Raw genomic sequence first — 17,517 nt, forward strand, 5'->3', positions numbered from 1 at the left:
TGGTATGTTTAAACCAATCTCGCTGTATATAGGGTTGAGATATACTCGCGCACGGCGTAGCAACCACTTTATTTCTTTTATTGCACTGGTTTCGATGATCGGTCTGACACTGGGTGTGGCAGTACTCATTACAGTGTTATCTGTAATGAATGGTTTTGACCGAGAATTGAAAACTCGTGTACTTGGAATGATACCTCAAGCCACTGTTTCTTCAACACAAATTTTAACAAATTGGCCCGAACTTGCAAAAAAAATTGAAACAAAAGAGCATGTCACGGGTGTGGCACCTTTTACTCAATTGCAGGGGATGCTGACTGCACAAGGCCAAGTGGCTGGAATCATGGTCACGGGAATTGAACCTGAGTATGAAAAAAAGGTTTCGATTATCCAAGATCACATGGTTGAAGGGGGTATTGATAAGCTCAAAAAAGGTGAGTTTGGTATTGTTTTAGGCAAACAAATGACCGATGCCTTAGGTTTAGGTTTAAATGACAGTGTGACTTTGGTTTTACCTGAGGCAACACCATCACCAGCGGGTGTCGTACCACGTTTTAAGCGTTTCAAAATTGTGGGGATTTTCAGCATTGGTGCTGAGGTTGATTCGATGATGGGCTACATTGCTCTTAATGATGCATCAACTTTGCTGCGCTTACCTGACGGTGCACAAGGTATTCGCTTGAAACTAGATGATATTTTTGTTGCTCCGAAAGTGGCAGATGAAATTGTCATGGATCTGCCAAGCGGTTTTTATGCCTCAAATTGGACCTATACTCACGGCAACTTATTTAGTGCGATCCAAATGGAAAAAGCGATGGTGAGCTTATTACTGTTCCTGATTGTCTTGGTGGCTGCATTTAATATTGTGTCGTCCTTGGTGATGGTTGTCACCGATAAAAAATCGGATATTGCTATATTACGAACTCTTGGGGCTTCTCCAGCAACTATTACTCGTATTTTTATGGTTCAGGGTACGATTATTGGTGTGATTGGTACAGTATCTGGTGCGATTCTCGGTATTGTTTTCGCTTCAAGTATTAGTAGCTTGGTGGGTTGGCTAAACAATGTAATGGGACTTCATTTATTTGATGCTTATTTTATTAATTACTTACCTTCGTATTTAAGATGGCAAGATGTATTAACCATTGTGTCCCTGTCTTTAATTTTAAGTTTCCTTGCAACAATTTATCCTGCAATGCGTGCTGCAAAAATCCAACCTGCGGAGGCATTACGCTATGAGTAAAATTGTTTTAGAAGCACAAAATATTGAAAAGCACTTTACCGATGGTAAGTCGACCGTTGAAGTGATTAAAGGTCTCTCTCTACAAGTCAAAGCAGGCGAATTTGTCTCAATTGTGGGGTCGAGTGGTTCGGGTAAAAGTACGTTGTTACATGTATTGGGCGGTTTAGACCGTCCGAGCTCTGGACAGGTTTTTTTACAGGGTAGTCGTTTTGACAGTTTGAATGAAGCTGAGCGTGGCTATTTACGTAATCAACACTTAGGTTTTGTTTACCAGTTCCATCATCTGTTGCCTGAGTTTACGGCTTTAGAAAATGTGGCCATGCCGCTGATGTTACGCCAAGGCACCAACTTTAAAGATGTGCAAAAACAGGCTGAATACTTGCTTGAACGTGTAGGATTGACGCATCGTTTAACCCATAAACCAGGTGAGCTTTCAGGTGGGGAACGTCAACGCGTTGCTTTGGCGCGAGCATTGGTGGCTAAGCCTGCCTTGATGATGGCAGATGAACCGACAGGTAATTTAGATCGGAAAACAGCAAGTAAAATTTTTGAGTTGCTGATGGATTTACGTCAGGAATTCAATATGGCGATGTTGATCGTGACGCATGATGAGCAACTGGCTCAGTCGGCTGATTCTATTTTGCATATGCAAGATGGTCTTTGGGTCAATGATTAGGCTGAGTGCCGACAAAAATATGAGATAAAGCCACTATCTATTGAAGCCCACTTCGGTGGGCTTTATTATGGCGCCAATAAAAACAATAACTGAATAAAAAATGAAGCTTTTATATGCTGTTGCTTGGATTTTAGGAATTGCATTAATGGGGCAGAGCGTCCCCATCCTAAATCATCTTTTTTACCCAGCATTGATTTTGGTCATCGGACTTTTACCTTTACAGTTTTTTCTTTTTAAGCATAAACCCGCGCTTATTTTACAGTTTATATGCGGATTAATTTATTTCATGTTGTTTTTAACTGCAGGATATCATTATGCGCAATCGGCTTTGCAGCAACGTCTAGCCTATAAAGAAACCAGAGTGGAAGATACTAAAGTCATTGTTTATATTGCAAAGATTAACCAACTGGGTAGTGAGACCATTCAGCAAGAAATACAGGTCTTGAACCGACACGAGCAACCGGTGCAGTGGTTAAGTTTTCAAAAAAGGATATCGGATCAGCAAGCGGTGTTGGAACTTGGGAAATACTACCGACTGACTGGGGAAATACGTCCTGCACATAGTTATGCAGTGCAAGGTGTATTCGATCTTGAGCAGTGGTATCTGCAACGTAATCTTATGTCTGGTTTCAAGCTCAAGCAAATACAACCCTTATCTGAGGCAGAAATTTACGGGTTAGGCTATGCCAGTCATTTAAGAAAGCAGCAAACTATCTTCAAGCAACTCCAGTTAGGTATAGAGCGACAGCGTTTAAAGATACGCAACTTTATTTATATACAGCCCTTAAGTTATAAGGGCTTAATTTTAGCGCTCCTGACAGGGGATGAAAGTTTCTTAGATAAAGAAACAACAATATTCTTTCAACGTTTTGGTATTAGTCATTTGTTGGCAATTTCAGGACCGCATGTACTCATCTTTGCTGTGATGTTTTGCTGGCTCTTACAAAAAGGAGTCAACCGATTTTACTCACGTATTTTTCTTATAGTACCACGTCCATATTTATTGCTATTGCCATTTTTCCTCTGTGTGTTGCTGTATTGTGCCTTTGTTGGTTTTGAGATTCCTGCAATGCGGACTTTACTCAGTTGTTTCTGTTTAACAGCGTTGGTTTGGCTTAGGCAGAAAATTTCAGCTTTGACGTTGCTCTTATTGAGTGCATCACTTCTTTTATTGTTTGATCCTTTTTCGATTCTATCAGCTGCTTTTTGGCTGTCCTATGGGGCATGTTTTGTACTTTTACGCATTTATCAAACCACCCTTCGGTTTGATTTGAGTCGCTCCCAAACGTGGCAACAGCAACTTATATTCGCGCTCAAACTGTTGATAGAGTCGCAGTGGAAAATCTTTGTCGCACTTTTGCCTTTGGTTATCATTTTCTTTAAACAAGTCTCTTGGATTAGTCCTATCAGTAACCTTGTGGCCATTCCTTTGATTGGCTTAGTGGTTGTGCCATTGGATGTTTTGGCTGCTTTTACCTTTTATGTTTTTGAACCGCTGAGTAGTCTTTTGTTTCAGTTGGCAGATTGGGTATTGCTATTTTTATTGAGCATACTCCACTTGTTAGATGCCATGCTTCCGATCAAATTGTTGTCGGTTGCACTTAACGTTTGGCAGATAATTTTGCTCATTGTGGTACTCAGCATTATTTTTATGCCCAAGTCGACTTTACCCAAAACATGGGTAGTATTGAGTGTTTTTCCGCTACTTGGGCTGAGTGCAAAGCAGCATCCTTTTGAATTAATTGTACTTGATGTCGGTCAGGGGCAGGCGGTGTATATGCAGGATGATCAACAGCATGCCATGATTGACGTCGGAGGCTCCTATGATGAAACGAAGTTTAGTATTGCTAAGCAGGTGATTCAGCCATTTCTATCGAAACAAGGTGTGAGTGAATTAGATCCATTGATACTTACGCATTTGGATCAAGATCATAGTGGAAGCTATACCACATTAAAAAATGAGTTGTCGATCAATCAAGTCTATTCCAATCAGCAATTGGATGTAGCTAGCAAGTCTCGTTTTGATTATTGTAAACAAGGGCAGATTTGGCATTGGTCTGAACACGTTGAGATCAAAATTTTATCACCAAAAGCCAGTCAATTGGCACAAGTACCGTATCAGCAAAATGAGCTATCTTGTGTAGTTTATATACAGGTGAAAAATGTACAGCCTTATCAGAATTTTTTGATTATGGGCGATGCTGGCTGGCAAACCGAGTTTCAATTATTGCAGGATTATCCTGACTTAAAAGTTGATGTCCTGATCTTGGGGCATCACGGTAGTCGTCATAGTTCAGCTTATGCATTTTTAAAGTATTATCAACCAAAACTGGCGGTTGCTTCAGCAGGTTTTCATAATCGTTATGGGCATCCGAGTAGAATAACGCAAGCACGCTTGAAAGCACTCAATATTCCACTTTTGACTACAGCAGGGCACGGTAGTATACGTTTTACTGCGAGGTCTACAGGACTTATTGAGTTGACGACACAGCGTCAGACTCGACCGTGGTTGCAATCGGATGATTCTGTTGTTCCAAACGTAACTGCTCTAAACGCAGCACTGCCTCATTAAATGGCAGATTATACAATGGCCTAAGTTTCGAATTGGCTTTGAAGCGTTTATAGGTCCAGTGGTAATGTTCTGGGTGGCGATGGACTAAGTTCTCAATGGCTTGATGAATCACTAAAGTACCATCATTGGCACTACCTTGATAAATCGCGTCACTCATTTCTTCAATGTACATGTCAAAGCCATCGTCATTACGAATGGCATACAGCAGTAAAGCTTTGGCTTTGGTTTTTTGAATCAGCTTGGCGCTCAGGTTACTTGAGGCTAGGGGAAAACCAAAATAAGGAATCATTTCCCCGCCTTGTTTGGGGGTATGATCGGGCAGAATCACGGTTGTTCCCCCTTGTTTGAGCGCCTTAAAAATTTGTCGAACTCCAGACTCATCTGTAGGAACAAGATGAGCACCCTCCCGACCACGTGCTTCACGAACAAATAAGTCAGCCCCAGGATCTTTGACTGGTTTATACATAATGGTCATTTCGGTAAATTGGGCAACATAGGTGTTCATAATTTCCCATGTCCCAAAATGTGGAACGATCAAGACGACACCTTTTTTAGCAGCAAGGGCTTCGTGTAGTAGATGTTCGCCATGTACTTTTTGAACGCGTTCAATATTTTTTTGGTTACTGGAACCCCAAATACTAAAAAACTCAAAATAAGTGGTGAGTTCATTACGTACTGCTTGTTTCGCAATCATTTCGCGCTGTTCTGGACTGAGTTCAGGTAAAGCAATTTGCAGATTTAGTCTGAGAGCATCATTATTTTTACTAATTTTTAAAAGATTGACTAAACCCGCTAAACCTCTAGCAAAAAAACGTGAAAATTTAATGGGTTGTTTACTTGCAAAACGGAGTAGACGATAAGTCGAGTTCTGTTCTTGTGGTTTAGTCATTCTTTAGAGTCGATATAGTGTACGTGGATAAAAACAAAAAATATTATAAGATAAAATGAATGGTTTCGACAGTTTTGTATAAATCAGTGTATATAATGAGGGCAATTTTATTCAAGTTTGGATTGTTATATGTCCGATTGGCCACCAAAACCAGAAAATGAAATGCCGAAACAACAACCTGCACACGAACAGCCAACAGGGAATGAATGGAAGCTTTTAGAAAAAGCGGTTTTAGCTTCCGTTGAAGAACAACGTCGTGCACGTCGTTGGGGGATCTTTTTCAAGTTTCTGACTTTTGCCTATCTTTTGTTTATTTTAATTGCGATGACCAAGAGTTGTTCGACCAGTGGTACGGATGCAACAGCATCTAAGCATATTGCTGTGGTTGATATTGTGGGCACAATTGCCGCAGACGAGCAAAGCGTGAACAGTAATGACACGATTAAATCATTAAAGAAAGCATTTGAAAATAAGCAAAGCCAAGCAGTGGTTTTAAATATTAATTCACCGGGTGGTTCACCTGTTCAGTCTGATGAAATTTGGCAAGAAATCCAATACCTAAAGAAAACACATGGCGACAAAAAGTTGTATGCAGTGATTGGTGATACTGGTGCGTCAGGTGCATATTATATTGCGTCAGCTGCGGATGAGATTCTGGTGAATCCATCAAGTTTGGTCGGTTCAATTGGTGTGATTATGCCGAACTATGGTGTAACCGGCTTGATGCAAAAACTGGGTGTTGAAGACCGCACTATGACATCTGGTCAAAACAAAGCCTTGCTATCTATGACCCAACCTGTTAATCCTGCGCAGCGCGCACATGTCCAAGCTGTACTTGATAATGTACATGAGCATTTTATTAATGCTGTTAAACAAGGTCGTGGTAAAAAGTTAAAATCGAATGATCCAGCGCTCTTTTCAGGTCTTTTCTGGACTGGTGATCAGGCAGTAAAACTCGGCATTGCTGATCGTATTGGTAACTTACATACTTTAAAACGTGAGTTAAATACAGATAAAGCAATGGATTATACTGTGGTACATAGTCCACTTGATTCTGTTTTAGGGCGTTTAGGTGCGTCTATGGGGGCAGGTTTTGCGTCATCACTGTCAAACCAAATGCAAACTGAACAGACGACAAAGTTACAATGAAACCTTTAATTCATTTTGCGCACGCCAATGGCGTGCCTGGAAAAGTCTATCAGAAATTATTTGACTTACTCTCGGATCAGTACGATGTGATTTATGTGCCTCTATTGGGACCAGATAAAAGCTATCCGATTGATAACCATTGGAAAAGCTTAACTCAACAAGTGATTGATAGTATTGTTCGGCAGGCACAAGGGCGCAAGGTGATTGGTTTAGGTCACTCTTTAGGTTCAGTGCTTACTTTTCAGGCCGCATTACAGCGTCCTGAATTGTTTGAACAAGTCATTATGATTGATCCACCATTAATTATGGGCAAAGCTTCGTTTGCATTACACTTTGCGAAGATGCTGGGGCTCAAAGTGGTGGATAATATGTCTCCAGCCGCGTTATCACTGCGACGCAGGGATCACTGGGAAAGCCGTGAACAGGCTGCAGAATTGTTAGGCGCTAAAGGTTTTTATAAAGACTTTGATCCTGATTGCTTTCAAGCATATATCGACCATGGGTTAACTGAAGATCGTGTGCGTGGAGGTGTGGAGCTTAGCATTTCAAAGATGGATGAAGTTCATATCTTTAGAACAAATCCATCATTGTGGTGGTTACCACAGGCTCAGCCAAAAGTTCCCATGCATTTATTGATCGCTGAGAAAGGGCCATTTATTGGTCCAGGTTTTCCACAAATGGTGAAAAAGAAATTCGGAATACCTTATCAAGTGGTTGAGGGAAGCCATATGTTTCCATTGGAAAAACCACAAGAAACGGTGACACTCATTAAAAGGCTCATTTCAACAGCGTAATTTTTTGGATTATAAATGCAGAAAGCCATTTATTTTTTATTTTTCATACTTCCGTTACTGGGATGCGCAAGCACTCAAGTCTCTCATTTGAATAATATTGATAAACGTGATTTAACGCATATTTGTATTGAACATAATCCTCAAGTTATTGTGGTTAACTTTGAAAATATTCTTATAAATGGTCTGGAAGCGCGTCATATCTCAACTCAAATTTATGATCGGACTAAACCTTTAGAATGTGTTTATGTCTTGAAATATGTGGCTTATCAAAAGTGGGACTTTTCAATGGTATTAACTAGAGCCGAATTAAGGCTTTATAAAGGTGATCAATTGCTCGGTTTTGCTGAATATAAATTACATGCAGGTGGGTTGTTAAATCCAACGAAATATAAAAGTAATGAATCGAAAATCAATCCATTAATTAATCAGTTGTTAGAAAAGCATTAGAAATCATCATAAAAAAACGCATCCGAGGATGCGTTTTTTTAATCTTAAAATTTATGGAAACTTGGCAAATTGCACAGGTTCATGCATGATTTGACCACGATATAACACAGCCTTTTCGGTATGCTGAATTGTACCTGTACAAATCCATTCCACCACTTGCGGGTAAATGACATGTTCAAGCACATGTACTCGGCTTGCTAGTGAATCGGCATTATCATGTACACTCACTTTCAGAACGCCTTGTGCTAAAGCCTGACCTGCATCAAGTTCAGCCGTCACATAGTGCACGGTACAGCCATGTAGTTGATCACCAGTATTCAGTACGCGCTGATGAGTATGCATCCCTTTGTAATACGGCAAAAGAGAAGGGTGAATGTTAATCATTTTCCCTTCCCAAGCACTAACAAATTTCTCACTTAAAATACGCATAAAGCCAGCAAGAACCACGAGATCAACATCCCAATCGAGCAATTGTTGATGCATAACATCATCAAAAGCTTCACGATTTGGATATTGCTTGTGTTCAATCACTGCTGTTGCAATACCTGCATTTCCAGCACGCTGTAGCGCATAGGCTTCAGGTTTGTTGGAAATAACGCCTACAATTTTTCCTGAAAGGTTGGCATCAATCAAAGCCTGAAGGTTTGATCCATTTCCTGAAACCAAAACAGCAATTTTAATCATACGAATTAAGCGAAAACTACACGGATTTTTTCGTCTGCGCCTTCAACTGACTCAGCATTGTCTACAATATGACCCATGGTGAATGCTTTTTCGCCAAGCTCATTCAGTAATTTAACTGTTTTGTCAGCGTCAGCAGCATCGACAACTAAAACCATACCTACGCCACAGTTAAATGTGCGATACATTTCAAACTGTTCAACACCACCTTCACGTTGAAGAAGTTTAAACAATTCTGGCCATTCCCAAGATGCTTCATTGACAACAGCTTGAGCACCATTTGGTAATACGCGTGGTAAGTTACCAGGTAAACCGCCACCTGTAATATGTGCCATTGCATGAACATCGACTTCTTTTAAAAGTTGAAGAATAGGCTTCACATAAATACGAGTTGGTTCCATTGCCGCATCGGCAAGTGGGCGGCCATCAACAATTTGAGTTAAATCAATATTCTTAACATCTAAGATTTTACGAAGTAGAGAGTAACCGTTTGAGTGTGCACCTGAAGATGCAACACCAACTAAAACATTACCTGCTTTAACTTTAGAGCCATCAATAATTTTGCTTTGCTCAACCACGCCTACGCAGAAACCGGCTAAGTCATAATCTTCGCCTTCATACATGCCAGGCATTTCAGCAGTTTCACCGCCAACCAATGCACAACCAGCAAGTTCACAGCCTGCACCAATACCAGTGACTACGTTTGCTGCAACATCAACATTTAGGTGACCTGTTGCGTAGTAGTCAAGGAAGAATAATGGCTCAGCGCCACAGACAAGAAGATCGTTTACACACATTGCAACCAAGTCTTGACCAATTGTGTCATGACGGTTCAAATTCAATGCTAAACGTAATTTTGTACCAACACCGTCTGTGCCTGATACGAGAACAGGTTCTTCATAACCTTTAGGGATTTTACAAAGTGCACCGAAGCCACCTAGTCCGCCCATTACTTCAGGACGAGTAGTACGCTTCGCGACAGATTTAATACGATCGACTAACGCGTCGCCCGCTTCAATGTCGACACCTGCATCTTTGTAGCTTAAACCAGTGTTTGGGGTAGAAGTTGAGTTGCTCATAATGAAGTCTCCGCATTCGCGGGGCGATTATACCTGAATATACGAAACACATATGTTATTTCTGCGCTAAAATGTTATCTTTACTAAAATATTTTTCTCAATAACGATTAAATCTGAAAAAGGCGAGATTGCATGCAAGATCGTACACTGAAGCGTTTCTTTATTTTGGCAGGTATAGCACTTATTCTCTGGGTGTTGTATTTACTCAAACCTGTCGTTTTACCTTTTATTGGTGCATTTTTAGTCGCTTATCTGTTTAGCCCATTAGTCGATAAACTGCATAAAATTGGTTTACCGCGTTGGCTATCTATCAGTGCTGTTTTTATCGGTATTGGCGTTGTCATTACATTAGCATTTTGGTATTTGGTTCCGTTGATTTGGGAACAGTTAATGTATGCCAAAAATAGTATTCCTTCAGGTATACATTGGGCAAATTATAAATTCCTCCCTTGGCTTTCAGACAGCTTTAATTTAGTTCCTATGGAATTGGATGTTGATCAAATTTCAGCGGCTATTATGGAATACGTACAAACCAATTATAGTGCAGACAGCATTCAAGCGATGATTGCTAAATTGGCGCAATCTGGTTTGAACTTTATTCAAATTGGCGGTACGGTGGTTCTGATTCCGATTATTGCATTCTATTTTCTATTAGATTGGGATCGCATGCTGGATAGTTTCCGTCGCCTGATTCCAAGAGCCTACGAGCAAAGGACACTTGTCATCGTTAGAGAGTGCCATAGCGTACTGGGTGCTTTTGTTAAAGGTCAGTTCTTGGTGATGGTGCTTTTGGGTGTGGTCTATGCTGTTGGTTTACAGCTTATTGGGCTTGAGGTCGGTTTAATTATCGGTATGGTCGCAGGCCTATGTAGTATTATTCCTTATCTAGGTTTTGCTGTTGGCATTATTGCGGCTGTTATTGCAAGCTTATTCCAATTTGGTATTGACTGGATGCAGCTACTGCTAGTTGGTGTGGTCTTTATGATTGGTCAAGCTGTAGAAGGCTATATCCTGCAACCGTTCTTGCTAGGCGATAAAATTGGACTGTCTCCAGTGGCAGTTGTATTTGCGGTTCTAGCAGGTGCTCAGTTGGGCGGAATTTTGGGGATGTTGATTGCATTGCCTGTAGCTGCTGTGATTGTGGTTTTATTGAGACATGCACGTGAGTTTTACGAAAATAGCCCTATGTATGGAGCACCAGCACTTATTTCACAAGATTCGACAACAGGTTCAATTAGCATTGAAACTGATCAGGTTGAAGTTGATATTGAATTAAAAAATCGGATGGTAAAAGATCAGCAAGCATCTGAAAATTCAAGTAAGATTGATCAAGTCGACCATAAAGAACTTTAGGACAAATACCCCCCTATGCGTCAATTGCAATTAGATATTGAACCTCAACTCGATGCTCGGATCAGTGATTTTTCTGGGCCAGGGTGGGGGCATGTTATAGATGCAATTCGTCAGTTACATGCGGGTTTAATGAATCGTTTCTATGTCTATGGTGGTGCAGGTTCAGGGAAAAGTCATTTGCTCTCAGCAATTTGCGATTCCTATCTGGAAATTGGAAAAACAGCAATTCAAGTTTCATTGCTTGAGTTGCTTGATGCTCCGACTGAAGCAATTACCTCTTTAGAACGTTTTGATCTGGTCGCTTTAGATGATATTGAAGCCATTAGTGGAGTACCACATTGGCAAAAAGCAGTTTTCCATCTAATCAACTATAACAATGAAGAAGGTGGACAGTTGGTGTTCTCTTCTCGGGTTGCTCCCATTGAGTTAAAACTTGAGTTACCTGATTTGCAGTCACGTTTAACCCAAGCGGTGAGTGTGAAAGTCCCAAATGGTAGTTTGTATGCTGACCGATCGACACTGGTGATGTCAGTTCTTTCACGTCGTGGGATTCATATGGATCAACAAATTATTGATTATTTACTTGCACATGGTCCGCATCAAACCTCGATATTATTACAAAGCTTGGAACAGTTGATTCAGTTATTGAAGGGAGAGAAAACCAAATTAAGTAATGCAAACTTAAGACAGATTTATGCGTTGATTGACGAATATCGGTAAATCATAATATTACTTGAGAAATTGTTCGAGCTGTGACAGAGTACGGAAAATTGTTAGGTGTTGCAGGGATTATGCAACCTAAGAATAAAAAGAAAAGATAAAATAAAAAGCAAGGAGATCGTTATGCTCAAGAAGAGCATAGGTGTAGCTACGCTATTGATGGCGAGTCATGCCTACTCAGACAATATTAAGGTCACGACCACTGCAGATATTGTCAAAAATGACACGGAATGTTCACTTCGCGAAGCTATCGAATATATTAATCAAGACATGCCAGAAGCTGGATATTATGGTTGTGGTGGTAAAGATGCTATTTCAACAATTTTGCTTGAAAAAAATAAAACATATTTACTAAACAATCACTTAAGCATAAAAAAAGATATGACGCTGAGAACTACATACGATAGTTCTGTTGGGGATGAGATTGTTCAGGGTGTAAGTAATGCCATTTTAAAAATGAATGGGCAAGATAATATTCTACGAGTTGATAATGATCAAAGCGCTTTAATTCGTGTGAATTTAAAAGAAGTAAGTTTGCAAGGCTGTGAACAGGAGTGTGGTATTGGGCAGGGCGGGCTAATTTATAATAATGAATATTTAAGTTTAGAATATGTCAAATTAACAGGTGGTTTTGCTGAGCAAGGCGGTGCTATTTATAATGTTGCAACCTTGCTGGCTGATGGGATAAGTCGAAGCATAGTAGAGATTCGCTCGAGTCTGGTCGAGAAGAACCAAGCGCTACAAGGGGCAATATTATATGGTGGTGCACCTTCTTTTCGCATATCTAATTCTGTTTTCAAAGAAAATAAAACAACAAACAGTACAAGTGCCAATATTTATTCTTTAAATAATGCGACTGTTAACGAAGATTCTACCTTATTGACATTAACATCACGTCTTGTCAGTAGTACCTTTGTCAAAAATACAGGCTATGTCGTCAATGTTCGTGATGGTATGGCTTTGAACAATTTAACTGTCGTTGGCAATAGTAAAGGTATTTACTTTGATGCCACTGCAAACATGGCTTATTTGGCGAATAGTATTGTACTTGGCAACATTGAAAATACAATTGCAGAAAACTGTGCTGGAAATGTTGCTAAAGCCGTGCTTCAGAATAATCTTGTTACACAAGAGGATTGTGGAAGTGGTGTAAATTACTATCCCAATGAGTTTTGGTCGGGTCCTCTGATTGCAGGCAATGATGTTGTTGGCGATTGTAAGACGATGTCTGAAGATGGGGATAGCTTACTGTGTCCGTATAAGGTACCTAATCAAAAATTTTTAGGTTATATACGCCCACGTATCTTAATGAGTCAAATGCATTGGCTAGATTCACCAATTGTGAATAAAGGTAAAGTAGTTGTGAACTCAACCGATACTCTGATTGGTTGTGAAAGCTCTGATCAACGAGGCGTAAACAGGAATAGTAATAATACTTTCTGTGACCGAGGCGCAATTGAAATTGAAGTCCCTACCAGCATTAGTCTGATTGGTCAGGATTTAATCTCTGGCCAAGTTGCTAAGCTTTCAGTTGCAGATTTGCTAGGGGATAGTGATTTATTGTCTAAAACTGAATGTGCGACCTTGTTCAACTCAGTCAAAGCGCCTAATGGTGAAGAATGGCAACCGGGTTGTATGCGTGTACAGCAGACTCAAACTGTTTCCAAGGGCAAAGTTGTTATTGATGAGCAAGGGAATATCACCTATACGCCAAATGGATCATGGCATGGTGCAGATATTTTTAGATTGCAACTTGTGACCACAACAACACGCTTTGATGAGCATGTTCCGTTCATTGAAGTGAATGTTCAAATTGTGCAAGAACCACAAAATCATATGGAAAGTGACAAAATTAAAACCTCTGGAGGAAGCACTGGAATTCTTAGCTTACTCGGGTTGTTTGCATTAATTTTGCTGCGTCGAAAATAAAAAGAAAAGGCCAAACATGAAATATTTTAAGAAAGGACTGTTAGGAGCCGTGGTGGTCGCGAGCATGGCTCTAATTGCAGCGGAAGATAAGACCATTCATGTCAATACATTTGAAGATGAAGATAATGTGAACATGGATCAATGCTCACTCCGTGAGGCAATTAAAACAGCGAGTCTCAACAAGGCTTATGGGGGCTGCACAGCTGGAAATACAGGTTCTGGTCAGACAGATTATATTCAATTAAAGGCTGGTACATATAAGTTGAATAAAGAAATCACACCTGAATCTAAGGTTGTGATTTTAGGAAAAAGTCCATATTTAGATCGTGAGAAAAGCCCAATTAGTTTTAAGTATCCAGCACTAGGTGAGTTGACCTCACGAATTGATGCGGCTGGGAAATCACGTTTATTTAACACCATCACACAGAGTAGTCTAACACTTGAAAATGTAGTTTTAGAAAATGGTTACTCATCGGATGAAGGTGGGGCTCTGCTTATTGGCGGAGCATTAACCCTCAACAATAGTCAGATTTTAAACTCAAAATCTGCTAAGAAAGGTGGGGCATTATATTTAGTTGGATCGGGGGAACATCAACTGTCTGTTAATAACAGTGTATTGCAGGGTAATCAGGCGAATGTTGGTAGTATTCTTGCAATGCAGTGCAATGCAGGTCTTTTGGATGTGAAGGCTAATCTAGAATTTAGGGCGAGTAGTTTTATTGCGAATGGATTGACATCGAGTCTCAGTGCATTTGACTTCTGCGGGAATCCTAAAGTTGCCATGAGTAATAATACTGTGGCAAAAAACATTGCGAGTCCTACAAACGGAAGTATTATTTATGCCATCAATACTCGTGAACATAATTTAAGTCTAGAAAGTAGTTTTATCCTTTCAAACAATACCATTGTGGAAAATAGTGCAGCAGGTGTTCTGGATTATGATGATTCTGGTGATAAATCTTTATATTACAATGTGCTTGCATATAACCAATACAAGTCGTGCCGTTATTTAGGATCACAGACTTTGTCGGATAAGTATGATGCTGGTGTGACAGTTGCTTATAACGCTTTTGATACAAGTACAAGCCAGTGTGAGTTCGCTGAAGGTGCAAGGGTTGTAAGTAATTCGGTTGATACCAATATTGATGTTAAAAATGTTGCTATGTCTAGCTTACTGAGTTCATTAACTGAACCATCAAAGTATAATTTATTTCGACAAATGTACTTCCCGAAAGTCAATGGGGGAGGTATTGATTTGTTAGATACCAACAGCAAATTAGACTGTAATAGTAGTGATCAGCGTGGCTTAGATCGTATTGTTGATGGAACCTTGATGTTGGCTCCAGAAGATGCCAATAGTTGCGATATTGGTTCTGTTGAACTTCGTCGCTTGGCGGCGGCAGACATTACCGATTTGAAAAACACCTCACATGTAGAGCGTCTACAAGCTTATGAAGATAATATTAAGGAATTAGAAGATTTAATTGCCAATAAAAATACTAACCCTGACTTTCTAGTTGAATTTAATGAGGAGTTACAACGCTATAAAGCACTTTTATCTGCGACAAAAACTGATCAAAAATACCGTGCGATTTATGTCGATCCATTCCTTTTTATACTTCAAGATGAAGCTGTGATTAATTCTGCTGATGGAACATCAGCTTTAAAAGAACCAAACACAGATAATTATGCAATTATTGAAACTAAGGTTTTGGGTGTTGGAACACTCAGTGCTACAGGTGGTGTCCTTGATACTTCTAAACTCAGGGCTGATCCAACACTGCGTTGTGAATGGAAAGATGATTTAAAACAAATCCTGATTTATCGAACAGATGGTCAACCTACCAATAGTTCTGAATATGTCTATTGTCAATATACTGTTCAGAGTAAGTCAACACAGACAACATCGTCAGGAATTTTAAAGGCTGAATTTAGCAATATTCAACCAATTGCCAAAACAGACGAATACACATTGAATTACGGTGGAACATTAAAATTAAATATAAACCCACTTTCCAATGATAGTGATGATGGTGATGGCCCTGTTAGCACTGTGGCTTCAGAATATCAGCGACCAGCATTTTACCAAGATGCTAATGGTGAAAATCTTGCAATTCGTATTGTTCGTCAAGATGCAGGTATCAATATTAAACCAGAGCGTACAGGACCGTGTCCTGGAGAGTATGAGAAATATGTATGTTATGGCGGTAATATTGAAGTTGAAGTGCGCAATAATTTCAGCCCATTCCCCTATGAGATTGAATATGTAATTTATGATGCTGAGGCTGAAGAGTCTAAATCTGCGATGATCTACTTTAAAAATACTGCTAAAAATACCAATAAAGAATCAAGTGGCGGTGGAGGCGGTTCGATCGGTGGTTTAGGGGTGATAGGGTTATTGTCATTGGTGTGGTTAAGACAACGCCGTAAAATTTAGAATTAAAATAAAAAATGCCTCAATTGAGGCATTTTTTATGAACTTGAGAGCAGTAGGTCATAAGTTTTGACTGAACTTAATGTGTGCTGTTATGGTTATTGATGTATTTATTAATATATTCATTACGAATGTTTACACGTTCATTTGCATCAGCTTTTTGCATGCGAATGCCTAAATCACGTCGCTCTTGGGTGCTCATCTGTTGCCATGTATCACGCATTTTCTGCTTTTCTTGCTCAGGTAGCTGAGTGAACCAATCCATACGTTGTTGAAGTGCGGCACTTTGCGCATCTGGGAGTTCTTTGAGGGACTGGTAGCGTTGAATTAACGCACGCTGTTCTTCTTCAGATAGCGATTCCCACGTTTCAGATACTTGCGTATCCGCATCTTTGGAAAAAATCCAAAAACGTTCAAAACCTGCAAAACTGGTTTGTAAAAAACCCAGTGTACAAAGCGCAAAAGCGACACGTTTAGCTGCCATGTGGAACGGTGTCCTCACCTAAAACCAATAACATTTCTAAATCTTCAACCATCTGTGGTGAAAGTTTAGGAGTCGAAACTACTTGGTTGTGTGGTTTTTCATCGAGAGTTACAGAGTTTGGAAGAACCACGAAACCTGCAATAGCCGCAGCTAAAGCAAAACCAGACATTTTCCAAAGGCCATAACGTGAGGACTTTTGATCTTGAATATCATCAAGAACATGTTGCATCACCACGGGTTTATTTTTGTGGTGCTGCGCGAGTCCATCAAGTTTGGAGGTTACTTGCTTTAAGAAATCATCTTTCATTCGGATGATCCTCCTAGATGTGGATTCAAATGTGCGAGAGCTTGGCGTAAGCCTTGAATCGCACGATGGTAATGCGTTTTAACACTGCCTTCAGAGCAATTCATGATTTGTGCAGTAGTTGTAGTATCAAAACCTTCCCATGCACGTAACATAAATGCTTGCTGTTGACGAACTGGAAGGCTCGCAATGGCTTCTTGAATTTCATCAGCAGTAACAGCTTGACTTAAAAAGTCTGATGGATTTAGCGCTCTTTCATCAACTACATCATTGACTTCAAGATCGTCATCATCAAGACTGACTTTTTTGAAGAAAGAAAAGGGTTGTGCTCGACGTGCTTCTTTACGACGCCAATCCTGTAATTTGTTGGTTAAAATGGTATAGAACAGGGGATACCATTCTTCCGTAGAACGATCTGCATAAGACTTATGCAGAGAAATAAAGGCTTCTTGCACCAAATCCATGGCAATGCCATGTTGGTTTTGTGTTGCACTTTCCATCATCACTAATGCACGACCAGTCACTTCTTGCATAAAGCTTTTCAGGCGAGACTCAGCGGTACTCTTAAGAATACTCGAATCTTGCGCTTTAGACTGTTTGGGTGCTAAATCCATAGAGATGGAAAATCCTGTCATTGGATACCCACCATTATTTCCTCGATCATGTGCCTATAACGTTGGAAATAATGGTTTGGTTGACAACACAACTAATTATTTTTTCTAGTGTAATCTATTTTTTCAGCTGAACCGACTTTAATTAATATAAC

At 39.9% G+C, this 17,517-nt stretch carries 16 protein-coding genes; 10 read left to right on the forward strand and 6 right to left on the reverse strand.

Features of this window, described 5'->3' with window-relative positions; all coding sequences use genetic code 11:
• Nucleotides 1-4 precede the first annotated feature (4 nt).
• From DPG01_RS06645 to DPG01_RS06655, 3 genes are all read left to right on the forward strand, one after another.
• On the forward strand, nucleotides 5-1,240 hold the full coding sequence (locus tag DPG01_RS06645) for a lipoprotein-releasing ABC transporter permease subunit (protein ID WP_086208304.1): 1,236 nt from the start codon (nucleotides 5-7) through the stop codon (nucleotides 1,238-1,240).
• Complete coding sequence (lolD, locus tag DPG01_RS06650) at nucleotides 1,233-1,916, forward strand: lipoprotein-releasing ABC transporter ATP-binding protein LolD (protein ID WP_004693913.1); 684 nt, start codon at nucleotides 1,233-1,235, stop codon at nucleotides 1,914-1,916. The genes DPG01_RS06645 and lolD overlap by 8 nt, the downstream gene beginning before the upstream one ends.
• A gap of 100 nt (nucleotides 1,917-2,016) precedes the next feature.
• Entirely contained in the window at nucleotides 2,017-4,488 is a 2,472-nt protein-coding gene (locus DPG01_RS06655) for a DNA internalization-related competence protein ComEC/Rec2 (RefSeq protein ID WP_110974566.1), read from the forward strand.
• On the opposite strand, the gene DPG01_RS06660 is transcribed toward DPG01_RS06655, so the two are convergent.
• Nucleotides 4,388-5,377, reverse strand: a complete 990-nt coding sequence (locus DPG01_RS06660; protein ID WP_110974567.1) for a lysophospholipid acyltransferase family protein — start codon at nucleotides 5,375-5,377, stop codon at nucleotides 4,388-4,390. The two genes, DPG01_RS06655 and DPG01_RS06660, sit on opposite strands and share 101 nt — an antisense overlap.
• 129 nt (nucleotides 5,378-5,506) lie before the next feature.
• Here DPG01_RS06660 and sppA point away from each other — a divergent pair, with 129 nt between their 5' ends.
• The 3 genes from sppA to DPG01_RS06675 are packed head-to-tail and all read left to right on the forward strand — an operon-like array spanning nucleotide 5,507 to nucleotide 7,767.
• Nucleotides 5,507-6,526, forward strand: coding sequence for a signal peptide peptidase SppA (gene sppA / locus DPG01_RS06665; protein WP_110974568.1), 1,020 nt, complete (start codon nucleotides 5,507-5,509; stop codon nucleotides 6,524-6,526).
• Entirely contained in the window at nucleotides 6,523-7,320 is a 798-nt protein-coding gene (locus DPG01_RS06670) for an alpha/beta fold hydrolase (RefSeq protein ID WP_086208300.1), read from the forward strand. The genes sppA and DPG01_RS06670 overlap by 4 nt, the downstream gene beginning before the upstream one ends.
• 15 nt (nucleotides 7,321-7,335) lie before the next feature.
• A complete protein-coding gene (locus tag DPG01_RS06675) occupies nucleotides 7,336-7,767 on the forward strand; it encodes an Sbal_3080 family lipoprotein (protein WP_110974569.1) in 432 nt (143 codons plus the stop codon).
• A gap of 51 nt (nucleotides 7,768-7,818) precedes the next feature.
• Here the strand turns inward: DPG01_RS06675 and purN are convergent, their stop codons facing one another.
• Nucleotides 7,819-8,451 (reverse strand): phosphoribosylglycinamide formyltransferase, encoded by a 633-nt coding sequence (gene purN / locus DPG01_RS06680; protein ID WP_110974570.1) that lies wholly within the window; start codon nucleotides 8,449-8,451, stop codon nucleotides 7,819-7,821.
• A gap of 5 nt (nucleotides 8,452-8,456) precedes the next feature.
• Nucleotides 8,457-9,527 (reverse strand): phosphoribosylformylglycinamidine cyclo-ligase, encoded by a 1,071-nt coding sequence (purM, locus tag DPG01_RS06685; RefSeq protein ID WP_086208297.1) that lies wholly within the window; start codon nucleotides 9,525-9,527, stop codon nucleotides 8,457-8,459.
• A gap of 132 nt (nucleotides 9,528-9,659) precedes the next feature.
• On the opposite strand from purM, the gene cxpE reads away from it, so the two are divergent.
• From cxpE to DPG01_RS06705, 4 genes are all read left to right on the forward strand, one after another.
• Nucleotides 9,660-10,880, forward strand: a complete 1,221-nt coding sequence (cxpE, locus tag DPG01_RS06690; protein WP_110974571.1) for a chloramphenicol efflux transporter CxpE — start codon at nucleotides 9,660-9,662, stop codon at nucleotides 10,878-10,880.
• 15 nt (nucleotides 10,881-10,895) lie between these two features.
• Nucleotides 10,896-11,600, forward strand: a complete 705-nt coding sequence (gene hda, locus DPG01_RS06695; protein ID WP_086208295.1) for a DnaA regulatory inactivator Hda — start codon at nucleotides 10,896-10,898, stop codon at nucleotides 11,598-11,600.
• A 123-nt stretch (nucleotides 11,601-11,723) separates the two neighbouring features.
• Nucleotides 11,724-13,529: a rhombotarget A gene (gene rbtA, locus DPG01_RS06700; RefSeq protein WP_110974572.1), complete on the forward strand. Its 1,806-nt coding sequence runs from the start codon at nucleotides 11,724-11,726 to the stop codon at nucleotides 13,527-13,529.
• 16 nt (nucleotides 13,530-13,545) lie between these two features.
• Nucleotides 13,546-15,966, forward strand: coding sequence for a CSLREA domain-containing protein (locus DPG01_RS06705; protein WP_110974573.1), 2,421 nt, complete (start codon nucleotides 13,546-13,548; stop codon nucleotides 15,964-15,966).
• 76 nt (nucleotides 15,967-16,042) lie between these two features.
• Here the strand turns inward: DPG01_RS06705 and DPG01_RS06710 are convergent, their stop codons facing one another.
• Genes DPG01_RS06710 through DPG01_RS06720 form a run of 3 tightly spaced genes read right to left on the reverse strand, consistent with a single transcriptional unit; the run spans nucleotide 16,043 to nucleotide 17,365 of the window.
• Nucleotides 16,043-16,447 carry a DUF3106 domain-containing protein gene (locus tag DPG01_RS06710; protein ID WP_086208292.1) on the reverse strand — a complete coding sequence of 135 codons (405 nt, stop codon included), beginning with the start codon at nucleotides 16,445-16,447 and terminating at the stop codon, nucleotides 16,043-16,045.
• The gene (locus DPG01_RS06715; RefSeq protein WP_004693889.1) at nucleotides 16,437-16,754 is read right to left on the reverse strand and encodes a hypothetical protein; all 318 of its coding nucleotides are present in this window, start codon (nucleotides 16,752-16,754) and stop codon (nucleotides 16,437-16,439) included. The genes DPG01_RS06710 and DPG01_RS06715 overlap by 11 nt, the downstream gene beginning before the upstream one ends.
• The gene (locus DPG01_RS06720) at nucleotides 16,751-17,365 is read right to left on the reverse strand and encodes an RNA polymerase sigma factor (protein WP_110974574.1); all 615 of its coding nucleotides are present in this window, start codon (nucleotides 17,363-17,365) and stop codon (nucleotides 16,751-16,753) included. Before DPG01_RS06720 ends, DPG01_RS06715 begins: the two co-directional genes overlap by 4 nt.
• Between the last annotated feature and the right edge of the window lie 152 nt (nucleotides 17,366-17,517).

It is taken from the genome of Acinetobacter sp. WCHAc060042, from assembly GCF_003231195.1.
GTDB lineage: Bacteria > Pseudomonadota > Gammaproteobacteria > Pseudomonadales > Moraxellaceae > Acinetobacter.

Coding starts and splice junctions, on each gene's coding strand:
- DPG01_RS06645 (WP_086208304.1), top strand. CDS start 5: ATGTTTAAACCAATCTCGCTGTATATAGGGTTGAGATATACTCGCGCA.
- lolD (WP_004693913.1), top strand. CDS start 1,233: ATGAGTAAAATTGTTTTAGAAGCACAAAATATTGAAAAGCACTTTACC.
- DPG01_RS06655 (WP_110974566.1), top strand. CDS start 2,017: ATGAAGCTTTTATATGCTGTTGCTTGGATTTTAGGAATTGCATTAATG.
- DPG01_RS06660 (WP_110974567.1), bottom strand. CDS start 5,377: ATGACTAAACCACAAGAACAGAACTCGACTTATCGTCTACTCCGTTTT.
- sppA (WP_110974568.1), top strand. CDS start 5,507: ATGTCCGATTGGCCACCAAAACCAGAAAATGAAATGCCGAAACAACAA.
- DPG01_RS06670 (WP_086208300.1), top strand. CDS start 6,523: ATGAAACCTTTAATTCATTTTGCGCACGCCAATGGCGTGCCTGGAAAA.
- DPG01_RS06675 (WP_110974569.1), top strand. CDS start 7,336: ATGCAGAAAGCCATTTATTTTTTATTTTTCATACTTCCGTTACTGGGA.
- purN (WP_110974570.1), bottom strand. CDS start 8,451: ATGATTAAAATTGCTGTTTTGGTTTCAGGAAATGGATCAAACCTTCAG.
- purM (WP_086208297.1), bottom strand. CDS start 9,527: ATGAGCAACTCAACTTCTACCCCAAACACTGGTTTAAGCTACAAAGAT.
- cxpE (WP_110974571.1), top strand. CDS start 9,660: ATGCAAGATCGTACACTGAAGCGTTTCTTTATTTTGGCAGGTATAGCA.
- hda (WP_086208295.1), top strand. CDS start 10,896: ATGCGTCAATTGCAATTAGATATTGAACCTCAACTCGATGCTCGGATC.
- rbtA (WP_110974572.1), top strand. CDS start 11,724: ATGCTCAAGAAGAGCATAGGTGTAGCTACGCTATTGATGGCGAGTCAT.
- DPG01_RS06705 (WP_110974573.1), top strand. CDS start 13,546: ATGAAATATTTTAAGAAAGGACTGTTAGGAGCCGTGGTGGTCGCGAGC.
- DPG01_RS06710 (WP_086208292.1), bottom strand. CDS start 16,447: ATGGCAGCTAAACGTGTCGCTTTTGCGCTTTGTACACTGGGTTTTTTA.
- DPG01_RS06715 (WP_004693889.1), bottom strand. CDS start 16,754: ATGAAAGATGATTTCTTAAAGCAAGTAACCTCCAAACTTGATGGACTC.
- DPG01_RS06720 (WP_110974574.1), bottom strand. CDS start 17,365: ATGGATTTAGCACCCAAACAGTCTAAAGCGCAAGATTCGAGTATTCTT.